Raw genomic sequence first — 22,969 nt, 5'->3', positions numbered from 1 at the left:
TCGTGTCACTCCGCCGCCGCGATCGGAAGGTGTCCGTCGGTGCAACACTTCTCGCTCGAAGGCAAAACGGCAGTGGTCACGGGCGCCCGCACCGGTATCGGCCGAGCCATCGCCCGCGGTCTGCACGAAGCCGGCGCCGAGTTGATCCTGGTGGGCCGCGGCGACCTGTCCGACGTCGCGCCCGCGCTCGCCACCGTGCCCATCGACCTGTCGGATCCGGCGTCGATCGAGCCCGCGCTGGCCCCGGTGCTCGCCGAGCACCGGGTCGACGTGCTGGTCAACAACGCCGGCACCATCCACCGCAGCGCCGCCGTCGACGTCTCGCTGTCCGACTGGCAGCGGATCATGGCGGTGAACCTCGACTCGGCGTTCGAGATCTCGAAGCTGTGCGGCCGGCAGATGATCGCGAACGGCAGCGGCAAGGTCGTCAACATCGCCTCGCTGCTGTCCTTTCAGGGCGGCATCCTCGTCTCCGCCTACACCGCCTCGAAGCACGCCCTGGCCGGCCTGACCAAACTGCTAGCCAACGAGTGGGCGGCGTCGAACGTGCAGGTCAACGCCATCGCGCCGGGCTACATCGAAACCGACAACACGGCACCGCTGCGGGCCGACCCCGACCGCGAACCGGCGATCAGGGGCCGCATCCCGGCCGGCCGCTGGGGCACGCCGGAAGATCTCGTCGGCCCAGCGGTGTTCCTTTCCTCCGCGGCGTCCGATTATGTGACCGGACACGTGCTCGTGGTCGATGGAGGCTGGCTGTCGAGATGACCGATACCGCCGTCGAGAAGACGCTCGCCGTGCTGGAGGCGCTGGCCGACCACACGCGCATCACCGACATCGCACGGGTCACCGGCCTGCCGAAGTCCACCGTCCACCGCCTGCTCCAGACGATGGTGGAGCGCGGCTTCGCGACCCCGGGCTCGGACGGTTACCTGACGGGCCCGCGGGTGCTGGCCCTGGCGGGCAAGGTCCTCCGCCCCATGGACACGGTGGAACGAGCCCGGCCGTTCCTGCGCGCGCTGCAGGAATCCACCCGCTGCACGGTGCACCTGGCCGTGCTCTTCGGCGACGAACTGGTCTACGTGGACAAGATCGAGGCCAACAAGCCCTACCGCATGGCGTCCCGGCTGGGCATGTCCCTGCCTGCGCACGGGACCGCGATCGGCAAGGCGGTGCTGGCCTCGCTCTCCGCCTCCGAACTGGAGGCGTACCTCTCGCGCACCGGTCTGCCCGGCCGCACGCCGCAGACGATCACGTCGGCGTCCCGGCTGAAGGCGCAGCTGTCACGGGTGCGGCGGTCCGGCTTCGCGTTGGACGACGAGGAGAACGAGGTCGGGGTGCGGTGCGTGGGTGCCGCGATCCGCGACCACGCCGGCGTGGTGATCGGCGGGCTTTCGGCTTCGTCGCTCGCGATGGAGCACTCGCTGCAGGAGTTGATCGCGCTCGGGCCGCGGGTGGTGCAGGCGGCGGAAGAGGTGTCAGGCGCACTCGGCTGGGTCTAGTGGTGTGGCCCGGAGCGTTGCCGGGGGAATTCGCGGTCAGACGGGTGCATCGTGGTGCCGCCCCCGCGTCCTCGTACTGGTTGTACGGGGGCGCGGGGGCGGTGCCGCGAGGCGCCCTGCTGAGCGTGGATTACCTCGCCAACGCTCCGGGACGCGCCACTAGCCCCGGTGCAGGGTGGTGACCATCGCCTCGATCGCGATCCGCGGTTTCACGTTGACCTCGATCGCCTCGCGGCACGCCAGCACCGCCTCCAACCGCCGCAGGATCGACTCCTGCGACCACTGGGCAGCCGCGGTGCGCGAGTCCCCAGCTCGGTCCGGGTGCATCAACGCGGCCTCGGACCCGGTCTTGGTCACCAACGCGTCCCGGTAGAACCCGGCCAGGTCCACGAGGGCCATGTCCAACGAGTCGCGCTGCGTCCGCGTGGCGCGGGACTTCTGCCGCTTCTCCAGGTCCTTCAACGCCCCCTTGGCCCCGCGGGTGGCGGCAGCGGTCCCCTTTCCGGTTCCGCCCGCTCCCATCGCGGTTTCCAACGCCTCGCGCTCGGCCTCGTTGCGGGCCTCGTTGGCGGTGGTGGCGTCCTCCTCGGCGGCCTTGATCAGCTCGTCGGCACAGGTGAAGACATCGGCGGGCTTGCGCAACCCCAGCGGAATCCGGAGCACGGCCTCACGACGCCCGCGCGCCTCCGCGTCGACGGCCAACCGCCGCGCCCGGCCGACGTGCCCACCGCAGACCGAGGCCGCCCACTGCGCCATCTCCGGCGGGATGCCGTCGACGGTCTCCAGCGCCGACGCGATGGCCGGCGGGCGAGGCGAACCCAGCGACACCAGCCGGCAACGCGACCGGATGGTCACCGACACGTCGTCGGGGTGGTCAGAAGGCGCGCAGAGCAGGAACACGGTCCGCTCCGGCGGCTCCTCGACTGCCTTCAACAGCGCGTTGGCCGCACCCTCCGTCAGCCGGTCGGCGTCCTCGATGATCACCACCTGCCACCGTCCTGAGGTGGGACGGCGGGCCGAGATCTGCACCAGTGACCGCATCTCGGCGACCGAGATCGACAGGCCTTCGGGGGCCACCACCCGCACGTCGGCGTGGGTGCCGTGCAACGAAGTCCGGCAGCCGGCGCACTCCCCGCAGCCGGGCCGGTCGTCCGTCACCACGCACTGCAGGGCGCCGGCGAAGGCACGCGCAGTGGAGGAACGGCCGGAGCCGGGCGGTCCGGTGAAGAGCCAGGCGTGCGTCATCACGCCGGGAGCGGGAGTGCCGCCCGCAACGATCGTGGCAGCGGCCTCGGCAGCCGCAGACAGGGTCGCCACCGCGTCCGGCTGGCCGACCACCTCGTCCCACACGCTCATGGACTGCAGTCTTCCAGCGAGCGGTCAGACCGCGGCTTCGGGGACCGCGCGCTTGCGGGTCGCGAGCAACGGCACCACGGCGGAGCGGACCCGATCGGCCACCTCGTCCACGTCGCCGTCGGCCTCGACCACGACGTAGCGGTCCGGGTCGGCGGCGGCCATCTCGCTCAGCAACCGCTGCACCCGCCAGTGGTGCTCCAGCGCGATCGACTTGCCGTCCGCGACGGCCCGGTCCAGCAGGATCGTCAGGTCCGGGCGCAGCCTGCCGGTGGCCCAGTCGACCAGGCCTTCGAGTTCTTGGTGCTCCAACGACGAGGTCGCGGTGAAGTGCGCCAGCGGCGAGTCGACGTAGCGCTCCATCACCACGACGGAACCCTCGTCCAGCGCGGGTCGCACCTGCCGTTCGACGACATCGGCGCGGACAGCAGCAGCCACGAGGGCTTGCGCGCGCACGCCGGCCAGTTCGGCGGAGGAGAGCATCGTGCGCAGGCGGCGTTCGTCGTGCTCGGGGTCGGCGGCCAGCAGCACGTCGAGCCCCTCTGCGCGCAACGCGGCAGCCAGGCGCCGGGCCTGCACCGACGTGTCCTCGCGGGTGTCGCCCTCGACCGCGATCAGCATGCCCTTGTTCTGCCTGCGCCCGCGAATGGCCGCGAACAGCGACGACAGCACCGGTTCCTCGCGCCGGTCGTCCATCTGCCGGTACGCGACGAGGCCGAGCACGATCGCGATCACCGCACCGCCGAGCATCACCGGGCGGGTCGCGTCGACCTCCATCGGGTGGCCGAAGACGCTGACCTCGCGCTTCTGCAGCAGCGCGACGAGCAGTGGGGCACCGGCGGAGGCGCCGAACAGCACGATCTTGAGCAACGACTGGATCAGCGCGACCGTGCGGCCGCGCATCTCGTCCTCGACCTGCGAACCCACGATCGTCAGACCGGTCAGGAACGCCACGCCCGCGCAGGCACCGACCAGCGCCACCGTCAGCAGCGCGATCCACAGGTGCGGGGCCAGGGCGACCAGGACCAGCGTGATGCCCGCGCCCACGATCGTCACGCCGAAGAGGCGGTTGTAGGCGAGCCGGCGGGCCAGCTTGGGTGCGGTGGCCATGCCGAGCGCGAGGCCGACGAACACGGCCACGAACAGCAGGCCGAACGTCGAGGCACCGCCCAGCAGCGACTGCGCGTAGAGCTTCGCGGTCGCGATCACGACACCGGCCGCGGCGAACGCCCCGATCATGCCGATCACCAGGCCGCGGACCAGCGGCGTCGCGGCGGCGAACTTGATGCCCTCGCGGAACATCGCCACGAAGCCGGGCTTGTCGGCCTCGACTTCCTTCTTCTTGGCGGTGGCGCGACCGGACAGCTCCGGCAGCCTGGTCGCGATCAGGATCGCGGACGTGAAGTACAGCAGCCCGTTGATGATCACGGCGATCGTCGCGATGTTGAACTCGAGGTTCCCGCCCTGCAGGTTCAGGTAGGAGGGAATGCCGGCGATCAGCGAGTACAGGCCGAAGCCGCTGATCGTCGAGATGCCGTAGGTCATCACCAGGCCGAGCTGGTTCGCCGACTCGACCTGGTCGGGCCGACGCAGCAGGTTCGGGACCGCCGACTCCTTGGCCGGGATCCACAGCATCGCGCAGCAGCCGACCAGGAAGTTCGCGACGAAGAGCCAGATCGGTGAGCCGATCAGGGCGATCGAGATGAACAACGATCCGCGCAGGACGTCGCAGGCCACCATCACCTTGCGGCGGTCGAACTTGTCCGCGAGCACGCCGCCGATGGGCGCGAAGAGGATGCCCGGCAGCAACTGGGTGAGCACGACCAGCGACAGCGCGAACGACTGCCACTGGTAGCTGTTCATCATCTCGGAGACCAGACCGGTCAACGCGAGCAGCGACAGCCAGTCACCGACACTGCACAGATAGGTCACGAGCCAGAGCCGGCGGAACGGCCTGATCGCCAGCACCGAGCGCAGCCGGTGGACCGTGGACACGCTGGACTGGGCCGACCCTGCCTGGCCAGCCTCGGTCACTGATGTGTCCGCGTCCTGAATCTCAATCTCCCCTGATCGGCCCAGCCCGTGGAATCAGGGTAACCGGAGCTGACAGCCCACGACGCCGGACTCTCAGCGTCAGCTGCTGAAGATCGCGCCGAGGATGTTGACGAGCACCAGCACGAAGAAGCCGATCACGATCAGGCAGCCGATGAACGCGGCCACGCCGTTCGCCTGTTTGGCCGGCTGTTGTTGTTGCGCCGCAGGGAATTGCTGCGCCGGCATGAACTGCTGCAGCCCCTGCGGCGGCGGCACGTGCTGAGGTGCCCGCTGCCGGCGGCCACGAGGGCGGCGCTGCTCCTGCTCCATCGCGGACCAGATGGCCTGCCGCATCTCCTCCGTCGGCGTCGGCGGAACAGGCACCGACACACGTGACGCGGAGTATCCGGAAGTCCACTGAGGAGCGATGAAGGTGTCGGCCGTCACCAATCCCGCCAGCGGATCCGGGAAAAGCCGAGGAGGCGGCGGGGCCTGAGTCCCGTCCGGACCGAACTCGTTCGTCGGCACCGCCGCCTCCTAGACCATCAGCTCTTCGACTTGGCAGGAGCCTTCTTCGGCGCGGCGGGCTTCTTCGCCGCCGGCTTCTTGGCAGGAGCCTTCTTCTTGACCGGCCCCTTGGCGCGCTTCTCGGCCAGCAGTTCGGCCGCGCGCTCGTCGGTGATCGTCTCGACGCTGTCGGTCTTGCGCAGCGACCCGTTGGTCTCACCGTCGGTGACGTACGGGCCGAACCGGCCCTCCTTGATCACCATCGGCTTGCCGGACACCGGGTCGTTGCCCAACTCGCGCAACGGCGGTGCGGCGGCCGCGCGACCGCGCTTCTTCGGCTCGGCGTAGATCTTCAGGGCCTCTTCCAGCGTGACCGTGAAGATCTGCGCCTCGTCGGTCAGCGACCGCGAGTCCGTGCCCTTCTTCAGGTACGGGCCGTAGCGGCCGTTCTGCGCGGTGATCTCGGCGCCCGTCTCCGGGTCCTTGCCCACCACGCGCGGCAGCGACAGCAGCTTCAGCGCGTCGTCCAGCGTGACCGTGTCCAGCGACATCGACTTGAACAGCGAGCCGGTGCGCGGCTTCGGCGCCTTGGACTTCGACGACGTCCCGTTCTCGGCCGGCTCGGGCAGGACCTCGGTCACGTACGGACCGAAGCGGCCCTCCTTGGCCACGATCTCGTTGCCCGAGACCGGGTCGGTGCCGAGCGAACGGCCCTCCTGCGGCGTCGAGAACAGCTTCTCGGCGATCTCCGCGGTCAGCTCGTCCGGCGGCAGGTCGTCCTGCAGGTTCGCGCGCTGGGCGGCACCGTCGACCTCGCGCTCCAGGTACGGCCCGAACCGGCCGACGCGCACGACGACCGTGCGGCCCTCGGAGTCGCTGAACAGCGGGATCGAGTTGACCTCGCGCGGGTCGATGTCCTCGACACCCGTGCCGACCAGCTTCTTCAGGCCACCGGAACGGCCGATCGAGCCGTCCGGGCCGATGCTGCCGCCGAAGTAGAAGCCGGACAGCCACGTGGTGCGCTGCTGGCGACCTGCGGCGATGCCGTCCAGCTCGTCCTCGAGCGCGGCGGTGAAGTCGTAGTCGACGAGCCGGCCGAAGTGGCCCTCGAGCAGGCCGACCACGGCGAACGCCACCCACGACGGGACCAGCGCTGCGCCCTTCTTCCACACGTAGCCGCGGTCCTGGATGGTGCTGATGATCGACGAGTAGGTGGAGGGACGGCCGATGCCGAGCTCCTCCATCGTCTTGATCAGCGACGGCTCGGTGAAGCGCGAGGGCGGCGAGGTGGTGTGCCCGTCGGCGGACAGCTCCGCGATCGTCAGGGCCTGGTCCTTGACCAGCTGTGGCAGGCGCGACTCCGCGTCGTCCGACTCGCCACCGGCCTCGGCGTCGACGGTCTCGACGTAGGCCTTGAGGAAGCCGGCGAACGTGATCGTGCGGCCGGACGCGGCGAACGTGACCTCCTGGCCCGTCGCGGCCCTGCCGACGATCCGGACGCTGGTCGTGTTGCCCCGCGCGTCGGCCATCTGGGACGCGATCGTGCGCTGCCAGATCATCTCGTAGAGCTTGAACTCGTCGGCGTCCAGCTCGGCGGCCACCTGGCCGGGCGTGCGGAAGACCTCTCCCGCCGGCCTGATCGCCTCGTGGGCCTCCTGCGCGTTCTTGACCTTGCGGTTGTACTGGCGCGGCTGCGGCGAGACGTACTGCGCGCCGTAGAGGTCCGTCGCCTGCGTGCGGGCCGCGTTGATCGCGGTCTCCGACAACGTCGTGCTGTCGGTACGCATGTAGGTGATGTAGCCGTTCTCGTACAGCTTCTGCGCCGTGCGCATCGTGCGGTCGGCGGAGAACCGCAGCTTGCGACCGGCCTCCTGCTGCAGCGTCGAGGTCATGAACGGCGGGTACGGCTTGCGGCTGTACGGCTTCTCCTCGACCGAGGAGACCTTGACCGGCGCGTTCTCCAGTCCGGCCGCGATGGCCCTGGCCTGCTGCTCGTCCAGCACGACGACGTCGGCCTTGCCGGTGAGCTTGCCGTCGGAGCCGAAGTCGCGACCGGTGGCGAGCCGGGTGCCGTCGACGGCCACCAGACGCGCGCCGAACTGCCGCGGCGTGGCCTCGGCACCGGCGTCCATCTGCGCGGAGATGTCCCAGTAGCTCGCGCTGACGAACTTCATGCGCTCGCGTTCGCGCTCCACGACCAGACGCGTCGCCACGGACTGCACGCGGCCAGCCGAGAGCTTCGGCATGACCTTCTTCCACAGCACCGGGCTGACCTCGTAGCCGTAGAGGCGGTCGAGGATGCGCCGGGTCTCCTGGGCGTCGACCAGGTCCTGGTCGAGGTCGCGCGGGTTGGCGGCGGCGGCCTGGATCGCGGACTCGGTGATCTCGTGGAACACCATCCGGCGGACCGGGACCTTGGGCTTGAGCGTCTCCAGCAGGTGCCACGCGATGGCCTCGCCCTCGCGGTCACCGTCTGTCGCGAGGTAGAGCTCGTCGACGTCCTTCAACGCTTCCTTGAGCTCGGTGACCAGCGACTTCTTGTCGGCGGAGACCACGTAGAGGGGCTCGAAGTCGTGGTCGACGTCCACGCCCAGCCTGGCCCACGCCTGGCCCTTGAACTTCGCGGGGACGTCGGCGGCACCGCGCGGCAGGTCCCGGATGTGTCCCCTGGAGGACTCCACGACGAAGTTGCTGCCGAGGTAGGACGCGATCTTGCGCGCCTTCGTGGGCGACTCGACGATCACCAGTCGTCGGGTGCTACCCGCTCCTCCGCTGCTCTTTCTCGTCCGTGTCGATCCAGCCACTCGCCGTCCCGCTCTCTTCCAAACCCGGTTCCCAGGCCCGCCAGTGTTGCCCAGCGTCGGCCGAAAAGCACACCATCCGCGACGCCTGTACGACGAGACAGAGTGACACAACCTTGCCGGACCGCCCGCTCAGGCCGCCGGCCAGGTGCTGCACGCCACCCCGTGCGGAGGGCTTCCGACCAGCTCAGCGAGCCGTGCCAGCCGTCGTCGGCCGGTTACCCGCAACGCCGGAGCCCCTACCAGGGTGCACGGAAGTCCGGATGCGAGCAGGGCATTTTGCAACGGCAGGTGTGTCTGCGGTGCGTTGGGGTCCAAACCGAGCAGGTACGCCGACTCCATCCAGCTGCCCGCGGCCAGCGCCCAGACCCGCAGCACTGCTCCGTTCAGCTCGAAGTCGTCCGGGACCTTTTTGACAGATCCGTCCAGCCAGCGGGCGGCCAGTGGGGTGAGATCCGTGCGGAACGGCGTGCGGACGAACCGCGTGCCCTCCTCGTTGACGCACAGCTCCGAGGTGACCCCGCGCTCGTCGCAGGCCTGCTTGAGCGGCCGGTGCCGCCACTCGTCCCTGAGCTCGACGTACACGCGGGCCGCCGTACCGCGCGCGAAGCTGACGGCCTGGCCCGGCCCGCAGAGGAAGCCGGCGAGGTCCGCCTTGGCCGGCGTGCGCGCTTCGGCCGAGAAGAAGGACAGCTGCCCAACCACGGCCCACAGAGTAGAACAGACGTTCGACTGTGACCAGTGGTGCGTGTGTGACTACGCCGGTCGAGCTATGCCCTGCCGACGCTCTTCAGCTCGGTGCACGGGGTGGACTCGCCCATCGCCGCCGCGTACTTGGGCGACTTCTCCAGCGCGTCGAAGGTCGCGCGCAGCTCTTCCGGTTTGGTCACCTGCGAGGTGTCAGCCAGCGCCTTCTCGGCGTTCTCCCAGAACTGCGCGTTCGGCTCGAGCGCCTTGACGGGTGCTTCCGCCGCCGCGTACGACCTGGCCGACTCGCCGACGTACTTGGTCAGCCGTTCGTGCACGTCTTCCAGCTCGTCGGACGGCGGACCCAGCTCCTTGAGCTTCTTCTCCGCGTCCGTCAGAGCGGTGGTGTTGGCGGTGATGAGCTCGAGGTAGGCCGTCTTGACCGCGGCCGGGTTGGCCGGGTCCTGTGCCCGCAGGTCCGCGCCCGCCTTGACGCCGGGCAGCAGGCCGCCGCAGATGGTGTCCACCCAGCGGCCCTGCGCGTCGCTCAGCGGCTTGTCCTCGTCGGAACCGCAGGCGGTCAGCACGACGACACCGGTCAGCACAGCGAGCAGACGCATCCTCATTCCGGCTATTTTCCTCACGATCGCGGCCGCGCTGAGCACGGCCGCGATCAGACGAAGATCGTCACTGCCCCATGAGCTTGGCGAGCTTCGTGCGCATCTCCACGCACTCCGGCGCCTTGGCGAGGGCGTCCTTCGACTTCGGGTCGGCGTCGAGCTTCGCGATCGCGGCGGAGAGCTTCGCCGGACCGGTCGCCGCGGCACCCAGCTTCTGGATCTGGGCCATGAAGTCGGGCGCGGTGGCGTCGAGCTTGCGCACCTGCTCGGCGATCGCCTGGGACTCCGCGGCGCCGTCGCTGAACAACTTGACCAGCTCGTCGTTCAGCGGCTTGGCCTCGGGGGCGGGCGCGCCGACGTCCGTGAGCTTCTTCGCGGACTCGGCCAGCGACTTCGCGCCGCCGTCGAGAACCTTGAGCACACCCTCCTTGAGCGCTGCCGGGTTGCCGGCGTTGGCAGTGACGATGGAGGTGAGCTCGCCCCCGCCTGCGAGCACCGGCGTGGTGCCGCCGCAGAACGTGCCGACCCACTTGACGGGGTCGGCGGCGGGCGCGGTGGTGGTCGTAGTCGGTGCCGCGGTCTGCGTGGACGGCGCGGCGCCGCCCGAGCAGCCGGTGACGGCAAGTGCGACACCAGCACAGGCAGCAATTACCGACAAACGTGCGTTCACGGTGTTTCTCCCAAGAGCATCTGAGGGGACGCCCAAAGGTACCCATTCGGGTGATTGAGACGGAGAAGTTCCGTGCTATTACGAAATTCGGCCAGCACTTGCCGAGATTCGCGGCTGGCGGCCGTGCAGCACGGCCGCCATCAGGCGAAACGTCGTCACTGGCCGATCAGCTTGCCGAGCTTCTGGCGCATCTCGGTGCACTCCGGCGCCTTCGCGATGGCGTCCTTGTACTTCGGGTCGGCGTCGAGCTGCTTGATCTGCTCGGAGAGCCTCGTCGGGTCGGCCGACTCACCGCCGAGCTTCTCGACCTGGCCCAGGAAGTCGGGCGCGTTGGCGTCGATCTTGCGCACCTGCTCGGCGACCGTCACGTACTCCTTGGCACCGTCGCCGAACATCTTGACCAGCTCGTCGTGCAGGGCCTTGGCGTCGGGGCCCGGTGCGCCGACCTCCTTGAGCTTCTGCTCGGCGGCGGCGAGCGACTTCGAGCCGGTGTCGAGGAGCTTGAGCATGCCCTCCTTGAGCGCGGCCGGGTTGTCGGCGTTGGCCGCGGCGAGGGTGACGAGCTCGAACGCGCCCGTCAGCACCGGCGTGGTGCCGCTGCAGAAGGCGCCGGCCCACTTGACCGGGTCGCCGGCCGGCTGGGTCGTGGTGGTGGTCGTGGGCGCCGCGCTCTGCGTCGACGGCGCGGCACCACCCGAGCACCCGGTCAGTGCGAGTGCCGCACCCGCGCAGGCGGTGACGAGCGACAAACGTGCGTTCACGGTGATTTCCCCCAGAAACGTCGAACCAAATCGGCCGAACGGTACACGTTCGGGCGATCTGGTTCGTTGCCTGCGAGGGGAATTCAGGACGTCGGCGTGGGCGACGTCGAGGCCTGCAGCTCCTTGCAGTTCGCGGCCTTCTGGGCGGCCGGGGCGAGACCCGTCTCGTCGAACTTCTTCTGCACGTCGGCGCCGGTCGTCTCCAGCGACGGCGCCTTGGTGATCATCTCGGTGAACGCGGTGACGACCTGCGTGGCGTCGGTGGAGGAGTCCAGCTTCGACTTGGTGTCGGCGAGCAGGGTCTTGATCTGGCCCATGCCCTCCTCCGCGGCCGTGACCAGCTCCTTCGACTTCGGGTGCGGGCCGTTCTCCAGCGCCTTGAGGTCCGCGATCGACTTGTCGACCGCGGCGACCTTGGTGCCGAGCCAGTCCGAGAGTCCCGTCTTGAGCTTCGACGGGTCGTTCATGTCGATGTTCGGCTCGTCCGACATGGCCTTGACGGTGCCGCCGACGGCACCGCAGACCTTGTCCATCCACGCCACGACGTCGGCGTCGTCGTCCGGGGTGGCCGACGTCGGGGACGTGGAGGAACCTCCGCCGGTGCACGCGCTGAGCGCGAGCAGGCTCGTCAACAGCGCGATGATTGTGTGACGCATGGCCCGGAAACTACTCCGAACGGCCTCGCTCAGCTCGTCGGCGTGATGTTGAGGCGCTGCATGTCCTGGCACTTCTGCGCGGTCTGCGTGGCCTTCTGCAGCTCGGGAACGCCCTTGAGGTCCTTCAGCGGGTCGGCGAGCTCGGAGAGCTTGGCGATGGCCTCTCCGGCCGCCTGGAGGCCTCCGGTGGCGTTGTTCGCGTCGGCCTGCTCGACCTTGGCCTTGGCGTCGGCGAAGACCGCGCCCAGGGAGGTGAAGGTCTCGGCCATCTTGTTGACGGCCTCCTCGCCGCCCGCGACGGGCGACGGGCCGACGTTCTTGAGGCCCTCTGCCGACTTGCTGAACGCGTCGGCGAGCTGCCCCATGTAGGCGGCCATCTCGGCCTTCAGCTTGGCGGGATCGCCTGCGTCGAGCTTGGGAGCCGACTTCTCGATCTTGGCGAACTCGGAAGCAGCGCCGCACACCTTGTCCATGTAGGCGACGGCCTCGGGGCTGGCCGCGCCGCTGGTGGGCGTCGTGGAAGTGCCGGAGTTGCCGCCGTTGGTGCACCCGGCAAGCGCCAGGGCGGCAACAGCGGCAGTGGCGATGAGGCTGAGCCTCATGTCGTAACTCCTCGGTCGGGGTACGTCGGGGGGATACCCGGAACGTACCCCGACCGGAGGTGTGGAACTACGCGGCGCCGTTGCTCACGGTCTCCGCGGGTGCGTCCGCGATGGCGGTACCGCGACGCTTCGACACGACCACCGCACCGACGATGATCAGTACCGCGACCACGGCGATCGCGATGCGGACCGGGTCGGACGCGGCGTCACCGATGGTGAAGGTGACGATGGCGGGCGCGATCAGCACCGAGACCAGGTTCATGACCTTGATCAGCGGGTTGATGGCGGGGCCCGCGGTGTCCTTGAACGGGTCGCCGACGGTGTCGCCGATGACCGTCGCGGCGTGGGCGTCGGAGCCCTTGCCACCGTGGTTGCCGTCCTCGACCAGCTTCTTGGCGTTGTCCCAGGCACCACCGGAGTTGGCCAGGAAGACCGCCATGAGCGTGCCGGTCGCGATCGCACCGGCGAGGTAGCCGGCCAGCGGGCCGACGCCGAGGCCGAAGCCGACGGCGACCGGGGCGAGCACGGCCATCAGACCCGGAGTCGCCAGCTCACGCAGCGAGTCCTTGGTGCAGATGTCGACGACCTTGCCGTACTCCGGCTTCACCGAGTAGTCCATGATGCCGGGGTTCTCGCGGAACTGACGGCGCACCTCGAACACGATGGCACCGGCGGCGCGCGTCACGGCGTTGACCGCGAGGCCCGAGAACATGAAGACGACGGCCGCGCCGATGGCGACACCGACGAGCACGTTCGGGCTGAACACCACGTTGGTGAACGAGATCGGCAGGTCGCCCGCGACGTTGCCGACCTTGATCACGGCCTGGTCGATCGCGTCCTTGTAGGAGCCGAACAGCGCCGTCGCGGCGAGCACGGCCGTCGCGATCGCGATGCCCTTGGTGATGGCCTTGGTGGTGTTGCCGACCGCGTCGAGCTCGGTGAGGATCTGCGCGCCCTCGCCGTGCACGTCACCGGACATCTCGGCGATGCCCTGCGCGTTGTCGGAGACCGGGCCGAAGGTGTCCATCGCGACGATGACGCCGACGGTCGTGAGCAGACCACAACCGGCCAGCGCGATCGCGAACAGCGAGACGACGACCGAACCGGAGAGCAGGAACGCGCCGTAGACGGCGGCACCGATGACCAGCGCGGTGTAGACGGCCGACTCGAAACCGACCGAGATACCGGACAGGATCACCGTGGCCGCACCGGTCAGCGAGGTCTTGCCGACCTCCTGCACCGGCTTGTGCTCGGTGCCGGTGTAGTAGCCGGTCAGCCAGAGGATGACGCCGGCCAGCACGATGCCGATGATCACCGCGACGGACGCGATCAGCGCCGGGTTGCCGCTGGTGGCCTTGACCGAGTCGCTGATGCCGTTGAGGTCCGCGAAGGAGCTCGGCAGGTACGCGAACGCCGCGATCGTGCACAGCACTGCGGAGATGACCGCGGAGATGTAGAAGGAGCGGTTGATGGCCACGAGGCCGCCCTCGCCCGCCTTCGCCCTGGTCGTGTAGACGCCGATGACCGCGGTCAGCACGCCGATCGCCGGGACGATCAGCGGGAACAGCAGGCCCTGCACGCCGAAGGCGGCGGTGCCGAGGATCAGCGACGCAACCAGCGTGACGGCGTAGGACTCGAAGAGGTCCGCGGCCATACCGGCGCAGTCACCGACGTTGTCACCAACGTTGTCCGCGATGGTGGCGGCGTTGCGGGGGTCGTCCTCGGGGATGCCCTGCTCGACCTTGCCGACCAGGTCGGCGCCGACGTCGGCGGCCTTGGTGAAGATGCCGCCACCGACACGCATGAACATCGCGAGCAGCGCGGCGCCGAAGCCGAAGCCCTCCAGCACCTTCGGAGCCTGACCCGCGTACACGAGCACGACGAGCGCCGCACCGAAGAGGCCGAGACCGACCGTGGTCATGCCGACCACGCCGCCGGTGCGGAACGCGATGCGCGTCGCCTTTTCGCGACCGCCTTCTTCGTTCGCGGCGGCGGCGACACGCACGTTGGCGCGCGTGGACAACCACATGCCCAGGTAGCCGATAGTCGCCGAGAACGCGGCACCGACGATGAAGAACAAAGACCGGCCGATTCGTTCGGCCAAATCATCTGCCGGTAGCGCGAACAGCAGCACGAACACGATCACGACAAAAATGCCGAGCGTGCGGAACTGCCGGTTGAGGTAGGCCGCTGCGCCCTCCTGAACCGCCTTGGCGATGTCCTGCATCTTGTCGGTGCCCTGGCCGGCGGCCAGCACCTCCTTGAGCAGCACGTACCCGACGGCGAGAGCAGCCAGGGCGACCACGGCGACCACGGCTACGACGCCGCGATCACCCCCGGAGAGCTCGAGGCTCTCCGCGAGGAATTGCCGGGACATCCGTCCTCCTGGTGAGTTGCCATGTGCAGCGCCAAGGCAGACCAGCCGCCCTCGCGCGACGTGACGCATCCCTCATTGGATGCGATGAGCGGGGAGTCTAGGGGGTGGTTGCAACGAGGCAACAAACTGTCCCGATCCGTGCACACACCGTTATCTGCGCAGGAAGTCGAGTACGGCACGGTCGGCACTGTCGGTGGTGTATGCGAAGCTCCACCTCGTGGTGGATCAGGGACGGCGGTTGCTGGACCGCGTGCTGGCGGGAGTGCCCGCCGGGGAGTCGCCTCTCACACACGCACGTGATCTGCCGTTGCGGCAAGCTGATCACGTCGAATGGCCTTCGTGGGCCGCTCCCGCGGTGGTCGCCGCGTTGGTGGACTGCGGTGTGCGAGAGCCGTGGCGGCACCAGGTCGAGGCCGCATCCCTTGCGTGGTCTGGATCACATGTCGTGCTCGCGACGGGCACCGCGTCCGGCAAGTCGCTTGCCTACCAACTGCCGGTACTTTCCACTCTTTTGGCGGACACGAAGGCCACCGCGCTGTACCTGTCACCGACCAAAGCCCTTGGGGCGGACCAGCTCCGCGCGCTCGACGAGCTCGGGATCAAGGGGATCCGCGCGGCGGCCTACGACGGCGACACCCCGATGGCCGAACGCGACTGGGTCAAGGCGCACGCCAACTGGGTCTTCACCAACCCGGACATGCTGCACCGCGGAATCCTGCCGCAGCACCCGAAATGGCTGCGGTTCTTCCGCAGGCTGAAGTACGTGGTGATCGACGAGTGTCATTCCTACCGCGGCGTTTTCGGGTCGCACGTCGCGTTGTTGATGCGAAGACTGCGGCGGGTCGCCCGAAAATACGGCGCGGATCCGATCTTCGTGCTGGCATCGGCCACTGTGGCTGATCCTTCTTCGTCCGCGGAAAGACTGCTCGGGGTCCCCGTTTCCGCGGTCGTCGACGACTTTTCGCCGCGTGCCTCGCGCACCGTGGCGTTGTGGGAGCCGCCGCTCACCTCGCTGGAGGGCGAGAACGGCGCGCCCGTGCGCCGGTCGGCCGGTGCGGAGACGGCTCGGATCCTGGCCGATCTCGTGGTCGAGGGCGCGCGCTCGCTCGCCTTCGTGCGTTCCCGTCGTGGCGCCGAGCTGACCGCTTTGGGCACCCAGCGGATCCTGTCCGAAGTGGACAGTGAGCTGCCTGCGCGGGTGGCCGCGTACCGGGGCGGGTTCCTGCCGGAGGAGCGCCGCGCGTTGGAGAAGTCGCTGTCCACGGGCGACCTGCTGGGCGTGGCCACCACGAACGCGTTGGAGCTGGGCGTCGACATCGCCGGGCTGGACGCCGTGGTGGTGGCGGGCTTCCCGGGGACTTTGGCGTCGTTCTGGCAGCAGGCCGGTCGCGCCGGGCGGTCGGGTGACAGTGCTCTGGTGGTGTTCGTGGCGCGCGACGACCCGTTGGACACCTATCTGGTGCACAACCCGGCTGCTGTGTTGGACCGGCCGGTAGAGGCGACCGTGCTGGATCCGTTGAACCCCTATGTATTAGGCCCGCAGCTCGCCTGTGCCGCGGCCGAGATGCCGTTGACGCACGCCTGCCTGGACGACTTCGGCGGTCCGCTGGCCGAGTCCGTGCTGGCCGAGCTGGTGGCGGAGAAGCTGCTGCGTCGTCGCCCGGCCGGCTGGTACTGGGCGTCGCACGACCGCCCGCACGCCGGCGTCGACATCCGCGGCTCCGGCGGCGACCAGGTCGCGGTCGTGGAGGCCGACTCCGGCCGGATGCTCGGCACGGTCGACCCCGGATCCGCCTGCTGGCAGGTGCATCCCGGTGCCGTCTACCTGCACCAGGGCCGGGCGTACGTGGTCGACGAGCTCGACCTGGAGAGCGGCCTCGCGATGGTGCACCGCGAAGACCCGGAGTGGACGACGCAGCCGCGTGACTGCGTGGACATCACGGTGGTGCGCGAGGTCGAACGCACCGACTTCGGCGGTGTGTCGGTGTGTCTGGGCGAGGTGGAGGTGACCACGCAGGTCGTCGGCTACCTGCGGCGGCTGCCGTCCGGCGTGGTGCTCGACCAGATCCCGCTCGACCTGCCGGAACAACGGCTGCACACCCGCGCCGTCTGGTACACGGTCGACGAGTCGTTGCTGGTCGCCGCAGGTGTTGAGGGCAAACGGATCCCCGGCGCCCTGCACGCGGCCGAACACGCGGCGATCGGTCTGCTGCCGCTGTTCGCGACGTGCGACCGGTGGGACATCGGCGGTGTGTCGACGGCCGCGCACCCGGACACGGGCGTGCCGACGGTCTTCGTGCACGACGGCCACCCCGGCGGCGCGGGCTTCGCGGACCGCGGCTTCGAAGCGTTGCGGGCGTGGCTCTCGGCGACGCGTTCGGCGATCAGCGCGTGCTCGTGCCCGATGGGTTGCCCGTCGTGCGTGCAGTCGCCCAAGTGCGGCAACGGCAACGAGCCGCTGGACAAGGCCGGTGCCGTGCTGGTGCTGGACGTCGTGCTCGGCAAAATCGCCTGACTTGTCCGGTCCTGCCCGGTTACCGTGGTGCCGTGAACGCATGCAGCTGCAACGCAACTGACCGGACCCGTCACCTCTAGGTGCGGCTGAGCCGGATATTCGCCGCGCCCTCGCGCGGCCGAGCTTGATCACTCCGCCGCCCCCGTCCCCATCTGGTCACGGGTTCTTCAGGAGTTGCCATGTTCACGCCTTTTGCTGATCTGAACGCATTGCTCGCCGACCTCGTCTCGTCGGTCCGCGAGATCCTCGGCCCCACCTACGTGGGCACGTACGTCCAGGGCTCGTTCGCCCTGGGAGCCGGTGACATCCACAGCGACTGCGACTTCATCGTCGCCTGCACCGAACTGCCGTCCGGCGAGCGGGAGGCTGGTTTGCGAGCGCTGCACGACGAGATCCCTCTGCGGCCAGGCCACTGGTCAACCGAGATCGAAGGTTCCTACGCGGACGTCGAGTCACTGCGCTCGGTGGCAGGCCTCGGGGTTCCTTGGCTGTTCAACGACCACGGCCACCGCACGTTGATCTGGGACACCCACTGCAACTCGGCGCACGCCCGCTGGATCCTGCGCAACCACGGCATCGTGCTGGACGGCCCGCCGATCACCTCGCTGGTCGACGAGGTACCGGAATCGGTGCTGCGCTCGACGATGCGAGCCGACCTGCCACTCCTGTGGGAGGGCATCAAGTCGTGGGCACCCATGGACGTCGCGTGGACCCAGCGCTACATCGTGTCGCAGTACTGCCGAACCCTCTACACGCTCCACACCGCGAAGGTGACGTCGAAGCGCGGCGCGCTGGAGTGGGGACTGAAAATGCTCGATCAGCGGTGGCACCCGCTGATCGAGCAGGCCATCGAGGACCGGGACCTCGGCTGGGACGCCGACGTGGCCCCGCGTCCGGGAAGCATGGAGCAGACCAGGGCTTTCGCGGCCTACTGCGAGCTTCTCTGACTTTCGTGGGCGCGCGCCGCAGGCTCACGGGTACCTGCGGCGCGCGCTCTCCACGTGCCGAACACTGTTTTCCCGCCTGCTACCGCTTCGCGACCGGATCCCTTGGAACATCGGTGGAATCTGGTTGTTCGTCTCGACAGGACACGCGGGAGGCGACGGTGTCGACTGTCTTGGGACGAACTCCGGGGAGGAGCCGGCTTCACCGACCGCGGCAGAGCGGTTGCCCTGCCACTAACGTTCCTCGGCCCGGTCGTTTATCGCGGGAGGCTGTCCTTCGGGGTGCGTGTTCGGCTTTTCGCCCGTTCCTCCGTGGCCCCCCAAGTGCGGGGTGGGGAGGCCGACCATCGGATCGGGCTGGGGTGGAACGGCCGTGCAGGGCATCGCCTTCGGGGTTGTCGGGGAGAGTCCACGACGACACCCAGCACGGCCGGGCTCTTCTTTTAGTTGTGTCAGACGGTTTCGAGCTGGTAGCCGGCCGGGGCGTGCAGCGCCTCGGCCAGTGCGTCCTGCACGACGTGCGCGTTCGGGAGGTTCCAGCCGCAGATCGACGGCTTGACCCTCCAGTGCACGACGCCGTGCGCCATCGGGGTGGGCGGCAGCGGGATGTACTCGCCCTGGCCGTAGAGGTGCACGTCCGCGTTGTTGGCCAGCTCGGTGTTGAGCTTCGAGCCGGACTTCACGAGGAACATCCACCGCCCGGACGGGGTCGCGGCGATCGGCACGGGAACACCGATCGAGCGCAGTGCGACGGCCGCGCGGCGGCCGAGGTCGGTGCCGACCTCGATCGCGTCCACCACGTGGCCGGTGGCGACGAGCAGGCTGTAGGAACGACCGGTCCACCACGTGGCGACCTGGTCGGGGCGCGTGCCGATGCGGTCCACCCAGTCGCGGTGCACCGGGATCGGGCCGTGCAGCTCGAGCCCGCTGCGGCCCGCCCACTGCGTCACGCCCTGCTCAGAACCGGCCGGGTAGGTGCCGGGCAGTACAGGCCAACCGCGGTACGCGAGGCTCACGGCCTCGGCACGCAGTTCGATGCGGAAGGCCCCGCGCCAGCTGTCCGACCAATCCATCTTCCGTCGCCTTCTTCCCAGTTCTTACTCGACATCGACGTGGTGCCGGTGTTCGTGAGACACCGCGTCGGTGCCGCCACTACAACTAACGACACCGGCCCCGGCCTCCGTAACCCCCGCTCGACAACTGGTAGCTACGAGACGGCGAACGTCCGTTGCCAGAAAGAGCCACTGAACTCCGCGCGTTTAGTTCGATCACCGTTCAGCATGTCCCGGCGCCGGTGTGAGTCCGCTCACCGCCCCGAGGCGACCGCTCGTCGCGCTCCAAACGCTTCGATCTTCAGCCGGACCTGCTCTCGACCGCGCGCTCACCGGGCCGAACGGCGTAGTGGCCGACACCTGCACAACCACCTCCCAACCGCTCACCGAGCAGCTCTCGAGCCCGGCCCGATTGCTCTCCGCCACGCGTTTCGCCTGCTCACAAGCAACTTCATCGCCGTCGGGCAGACTCGCCGCACCCGCGAGCGCCGCCAGATCAGCCGCACCGGTCACCCGATGCCGCACGACCACCGCCGCCCCGACCTGCGCGCCGACGACCGCCACGATGATCAGCAACAACATCGCCACCACACCGCTCACCGCAGCCGAACCGCACTCATCACCAGGCAGTTCGCCGTTCATCGCGGCTCCACGACGGCGAACGCCTCCGCGCTGAGCGGCACGCCCAGCGGTCCGCGTTTAGTGACGATCACCCGAACGGCGTCACCTTCGTGCCGGAACGCGAGGTTCGCTCCGGGCGCGATCTGCCCGGCCGCCTCCTCACCACGCTGCCGCTCACCGCGCGCCGTAAGCCGCGCCGCCTCTCTCGCCGCGTCGGTGCACCGCATCTGCTCGATGACCGCCGTCAGCCCAGCGGCAGCAAGCGCCATGAACACCACCAGCGCGCACACCGCGATGGCCGCCTCCACCGTGACCATGCCCCGGTCATCAGACCGACGACAGCGCACGCTGTATCAGTCCTTGCAACACGTTCTGCATCCAGTCACTGGAGAGCAGCGCGTACAGCCCTGCGGCGAACGCGGCGACCGCCAACGTCCCGATCGCGTACTCAACCGTGCTCATACCGCTGTCGTCCTTCAGCAGTTCCATGTCTTCGTCCTTCTCAGTTGAGGAATTGGTCGGCGAGCCCCAGCACCACCGGCACCACGCCGAGGCACAGGAACGCCGGCAGGAAGCACAGCGCCAGCGGTGCCGCCACGGCCACAGCCGCTCGTTGCGCCGTCGCCTCGGCCTGGTCCCTGGCCTCGGCCCTGGTCCGCTCCGCCAGTTCGGCCGCCTGCCTGGCCAGCGCGGCTCCGGATCGCGCGGTTCGCCTGGCCGCTCTCGCGAGCGCGGCCGTCGCGGGATTCTTGAGGGCTTCTGCCCACGCGGCGTTCGGATCCGCGCCGAGCACCAGGAGTTCGGCGACCTGGCTCAGTTCGCCCATGCCGGCCGCCTTGATCGCCGTCGGCACCGGCAACCCGGCCTTGAGGCAGGCGGCCATCAGGTCGAGCGCCGCGGCCCGTTCGAACGGACCGTCTGGTTCGGCGTTGTTGTTCGGCGGATCGGGCGCCTTCGGTCTCAGGCGGTCGATCGCCTCTCGCGGCGTCGGTGCGACGAGGATCGCCAGCGCCAGGAGCAGGAACGTCACGGCTCGACCTCGGTGATCCGCTTCGTCCACCACAGGCCGGCGGCGAGGAACAGCGCGCCCAGCACGAGCAACAGCTGACCTGCCGTGGTCTCGATGAGCGTGTGAAGTGGTCGGGCGCCACTCAGTTCGCCCAGCAGGATCGCGAACACCGGCAGCCCGGCAAGAACCGCCGCACTCGCTCTCGGCCCAGCCATGCGCGCGTGCACCTGTCGCGCGAACGCCGCCCGCTGATCGAGGTCACTTCTTGTGGCGTCCAGAACGTCAGCCAGCGCCACACCGTGTTTCGCCGACACGTGCCACGCCTTGGCCAACTGGTCCACGGCTGTTTTCAGGAGCGGCTGTCTGAGCTCTTTCAGAGTTCGCTCCACGTCGCCGCCCAGACGCGCGGTGGCCGCGGCCGCCTTCAACACTTCGTCGGCCGGCTTCGGGGTGTCCTGGGCGGCACCTTCTGCCGCTGCGGCGGGATGCGCTCCCGCCCGCAGCTCGTCGACCACGCCGCCCAGGCCGTTGCTGAGCGCTTCGGTCGCCGCTCTGAGCGCCCGATTTCGCTTGCCCTGCTTGATGATGTGGTAAGTCACCGCGGCGAGGACCGTTCCGGCGATCAGTCCGCCGACGCCAGCCACCAGGTAGGTGACCGTGACTGCGGCGATCAGCCACAGCCATTGCGGCACAACGACTTCCCGCTTGCCTTTCGGCCTGAGCCGACGTATCGGCTTGAGCTGCGGCCACACCAGCAGGGCTGCCGCCAGGAGCGCGAGGGTCAACACAGCAACTCCTTCTCGTGCCAGCCTTCTGCTCTTGTCCAGATTGGACGGACTCCTAGTCCGGTTTTGGTGCGCGCGAACGCCCCGATCTCTTCGAGGTGTCTCGCACCGTTCTCCGCCCGGCGCATGTGCAGCACGAGTTGCACCGCCGCGGCGACCTGGCTGTGCAGCGCTTGCTGATCGAGCCCGCCCAACGCCCCGAGCGCCTCGAGCCGCGCCGGAACCTCGGCCGGCGAGTTGGCGTGCAGGGTCCCGGCACCACCTTCGTGCCCGGTGTTCAACGACGTGAGCAGTTCCCGAACCTCAGCACCTCGCACCTCGCCGACCACGATCCGGTCGGGCCGCATGCGCAACGCCTCCCGCACCAGCTCCCTGACGGTGATCTCGCCGGCCCCTTCGACGTTCGCCGGCCGCGCCACCAGCCGCACGAACTGCGGGTGGTCCGGATGCAGCTCGCCGGCGTCCTCCACGCACACGATGCGTTCGGTCGCAGGCACACAACCCAGCAGCGCCGACAGCAACGACGTCTTGCCCGAGCCCGTCCCGCCGATCACCAGGAACGCCTTGCGCCGTTTGACGATGGCTCTCAGCACTCCGGCGATCTCGGCGTCGAACGTGCCGAGCTCCTGGAGTGCTTCGAGGTCGTGCGTCGCCGGCCGGAGCACGCGCAGCGACAGGCAGGTGCTGTCGGCGATGGGCGGAAGGACCGCGTGCAACCTGACTCCGCTGCCCGGTAGCCAGCCGTCGACACATGGCGAGGCGTCGTCCAGGCGTCTGCCCGCAGCGACCGCCAGGCGTTGGGCGAGCCGCCGGACGGCGTCCTCGTCGGGGAAGGTGACGCTGGTGCGGCGCAGGCCCGCGGATCCGTCTACCCACACCTGGTCCGGCGCGGTGACGAGGACATCGGTAGTGCCGGGATCGGCGAGCAGCGGGTCGAGCGGTCCGGTGCCGCTGAACTCCTGGCGGAGGACCTCGAGGGCTTGCAGGACATCCGAGTCGGCCAGCACGCCGCCAGCTTCCGAGCGGACTGCGTGGGCCACGACCGCGGCGGTCATTTCTCTGTCCGCGCCCGCCAGCCGGTGTCTCACGCGGTCGATCAGGGTGGCGGTCATGTCGCGGCCTCCGGGCGTTGGGCGTGGCGGCCGTAGGTGATCTCGCGGCCGGTCAGGCGCAGCCAGGTTTCGTGGCACCAGGCGAGGAAGCGGCTCATTCCGGCGGCTCCTTCTTGAAGATGTAGCGAGGTGGGAAGGGGCGGCCGTAGACGAAGAGGTTGCGCACCATCCGCAACCAGATGCCGACGCGGATGCGGAGGTTGGTCATGGCTGCAACTCCGCTCTCGGGAGGGGGACTTCGGTCTGGCGGCGCGTCGTGCAGATGTGGGTCATGGCCACAGCCCTGCTCGCATCGACGGGAATCCCAGCCCGGCGACACGTCGTGCAGGCGCGGAGGTGGGTCGTGGCTGCAACTTCGCTC

22 protein-coding genes are annotated in these 22,969 nt (G+C 69.1%); 4 read left to right on the top strand and 18 right to left on the bottom strand.

The features are described from left to right. Window positions 1-39 precede the first annotated feature (39 nt). Together DI276_RS07800 and DI276_RS07795 are read left to right on the top strand one after the other, a co-directional pair. A complete protein-coding gene (locus DI276_RS07800; protein ID WP_198680507.1) occupies window positions 40-768 on the top strand; it encodes an SDR family oxidoreductase in 729 nt (242 codons plus the stop codon). After that, window positions 765-1,502 (top strand): IclR family transcriptional regulator, encoded by a 738-nt coding sequence (locus DI276_RS07795; RefSeq protein ID WP_112262594.1) that lies wholly within the window; start codon window positions 765-767, stop codon window positions 1,500-1,502. Before DI276_RS07800 ends, DI276_RS07795 begins: the two co-directional genes overlap by 4 nt. A gap of 159 nt (window positions 1,503-1,661) precedes the next feature. Here the strand turns inward: DI276_RS07795 and DI276_RS07790 are convergent, their stop codons facing one another. From DI276_RS07790 to DI276_RS07740, 11 genes are all read right to left on the bottom strand, one after another. After that, window positions 1,662-2,858, bottom strand: coding sequence for a DNA polymerase III subunit delta' (locus tag DI276_RS07790; protein ID WP_112262593.1), 1,197 nt, complete (start codon window positions 2,856-2,858; stop codon window positions 1,662-1,664). A 24-nt stretch (window positions 2,859-2,882) separates the two neighbouring features. Beyond that, window positions 2,883-4,889, bottom strand: coding sequence for a bifunctional MFS transporter/dTMP kinase (locus DI276_RS07785; protein ID WP_232836513.1), 2,007 nt, complete (start codon window positions 4,887-4,889; stop codon window positions 2,883-2,885). A gap of 99 nt (window positions 4,890-4,988) precedes the next feature. Continuing rightward, complete coding sequence (locus DI276_RS49780) at window positions 4,989-5,243, bottom strand: hypothetical protein (RefSeq protein WP_157984574.1); 255 nt, start codon at window positions 5,241-5,243, stop codon at window positions 4,989-4,991. Window positions 5,244-5,434: 191 nt separating this feature from the next. Next, entirely contained in the window at window positions 5,435-8,200 is a 2,766-nt protein-coding gene (gene topA / locus DI276_RS07775) for a type I DNA topoisomerase (protein ID WP_112262591.1), read from the bottom strand. A 129-nt stretch (window positions 8,201-8,329) separates the two neighbouring features. Further along, a complete protein-coding gene (locus DI276_RS07770) occupies window positions 8,330-8,902 on the bottom strand; it encodes a hypothetical protein (RefSeq protein WP_112262590.1) in 573 nt (190 codons plus the stop codon). A gap of 65 nt (window positions 8,903-8,967) precedes the next feature. Next, window positions 8,968-9,510, bottom strand: coding sequence for a hypothetical protein (locus DI276_RS07765; protein WP_112262589.1), 543 nt, complete (start codon window positions 9,508-9,510; stop codon window positions 8,968-8,970). Between the two features lie 61 nt (window positions 9,511-9,571). Further along, window positions 9,572-10,174 (bottom strand): hypothetical protein, encoded by a 603-nt coding sequence (locus DI276_RS07760; protein ID WP_157984573.1) that lies wholly within the window; start codon window positions 10,172-10,174, stop codon window positions 9,572-9,574. Between the two features lie 155 nt (window positions 10,175-10,329). Further along, window positions 10,330-10,935 (bottom strand): hypothetical protein, encoded by a 606-nt coding sequence (locus DI276_RS07755; protein ID WP_112262587.1) that lies wholly within the window; start codon window positions 10,933-10,935, stop codon window positions 10,330-10,332. Between the two features lie 83 nt (window positions 10,936-11,018). Beyond that, window positions 11,019-11,591: a hypothetical protein gene (locus DI276_RS07750; RefSeq protein ID WP_112262586.1), complete on the bottom strand. Its 573-nt coding sequence runs from the start codon at window positions 11,589-11,591 to the stop codon at window positions 11,019-11,021. 29 nt (window positions 11,592-11,620) lie between these two features. Then, window positions 11,621-12,193, bottom strand: a complete 573-nt coding sequence (locus DI276_RS07745; RefSeq protein WP_112262585.1) for a hypothetical protein — start codon at window positions 12,191-12,193, stop codon at window positions 11,621-11,623. 67 nt (window positions 12,194-12,260) lie between these two features. Then, window positions 12,261-14,570, bottom strand: coding sequence for a sodium-translocating pyrophosphatase (locus DI276_RS07740; protein WP_112262584.1), 2,310 nt, complete (start codon window positions 14,568-14,570; stop codon window positions 12,261-12,263). Window positions 14,571-14,787: 217 nt separating this feature from the next. On the opposite strand from DI276_RS07740, the gene DI276_RS07735 reads away from it, so the two are divergent. Together DI276_RS07735 and DI276_RS07730 are read left to right on the top strand one after the other, a co-directional pair. Further along, window positions 14,788-17,085, top strand: a complete 2,298-nt coding sequence (locus DI276_RS07735) for a DEAD/DEAH box helicase (RefSeq protein ID WP_232836512.1) — start codon at window positions 14,788-14,790, stop codon at window positions 17,083-17,085. Between the two features lie 179 nt (window positions 17,086-17,264). Then, complete coding sequence (locus DI276_RS07730) at window positions 17,265-18,032, top strand: aminoglycoside adenylyltransferase domain-containing protein (RefSeq protein ID WP_112262582.1); 768 nt, start codon at window positions 17,265-17,267, stop codon at window positions 18,030-18,032. Between the two features lie 449 nt (window positions 18,033-18,481). Here DI276_RS07730 and DI276_RS07725 read toward each other — a convergent pair whose 3' ends face one another. From DI276_RS07725 to DI276_RS07695, 7 genes are all read right to left on the bottom strand, one after another. Continuing rightward, window positions 18,482-19,102, bottom strand: a complete 621-nt coding sequence (locus DI276_RS07725; protein WP_112262581.1) for a bifunctional DNA primase/polymerase — start codon at window positions 19,100-19,102, stop codon at window positions 18,482-18,484. A 195-nt stretch (window positions 19,103-19,297) separates the two neighbouring features. Then, window positions 19,298-19,723 (bottom strand): Rv3654c family TadE-like protein, encoded by a 426-nt coding sequence (locus DI276_RS07720; RefSeq protein ID WP_112262580.1) that lies wholly within the window; start codon window positions 19,721-19,723, stop codon window positions 19,298-19,300. Then, a complete protein-coding gene (locus tag DI276_RS07715) occupies window positions 19,720-20,019 on the bottom strand; it encodes a TadE family type IV pilus minor pilin (protein ID WP_112262579.1) in 300 nt (99 codons plus the stop codon). Before DI276_RS07715 ends, DI276_RS07720 begins: the two co-directional genes overlap by 4 nt. 10 nt (window positions 20,020-20,029) lie before the next feature. Then, window positions 20,030-20,191 carry a DUF4244 domain-containing protein gene (locus DI276_RS07710; protein WP_112262578.1) on the bottom strand — a complete coding sequence of 54 codons (162 nt, stop codon included), beginning with the start codon at window positions 20,189-20,191 and terminating at the stop codon, window positions 20,030-20,032. Between the two features lie 13 nt (window positions 20,192-20,204). Beyond that, on the bottom strand, window positions 20,205-20,732 hold the full coding sequence (locus tag DI276_RS07705) for a type II secretion system F family protein (RefSeq protein WP_232836511.1): 528 nt from the start codon (window positions 20,730-20,732) through the stop codon (window positions 20,205-20,207). Further along, on the bottom strand, window positions 20,729-21,496 hold the full coding sequence (locus DI276_RS07700) for a type II secretion system F family protein (protein WP_112262756.1): 768 nt from the start codon (window positions 21,494-21,496) through the stop codon (window positions 20,729-20,731). Before DI276_RS07700 ends, DI276_RS07705 begins: the two co-directional genes overlap by 4 nt. Further along, window positions 21,493-22,608, bottom strand: coding sequence for a TadA family conjugal transfer-associated ATPase (locus tag DI276_RS07695; RefSeq protein ID WP_112262577.1), 1,116 nt, complete (start codon window positions 22,606-22,608; stop codon window positions 21,493-21,495). The genes DI276_RS07700 and DI276_RS07695 overlap by 4 nt, the downstream gene beginning before the upstream one ends. Window positions 22,609-22,969 lie beyond the last annotated feature (361 nt).

The sequence above is a fragment of the Lentzea terrae genome, from assembly GCF_003265345.1.
In the GTDB taxonomy this organism is placed as follows: domain Bacteria; phylum Actinomycetota; class Actinomycetes; order Mycobacteriales; family Pseudonocardiaceae; genus Lentzea; species Lentzea terrae.
This window is presented reverse-complemented; position numbering and strand designations above follow the sequence as displayed.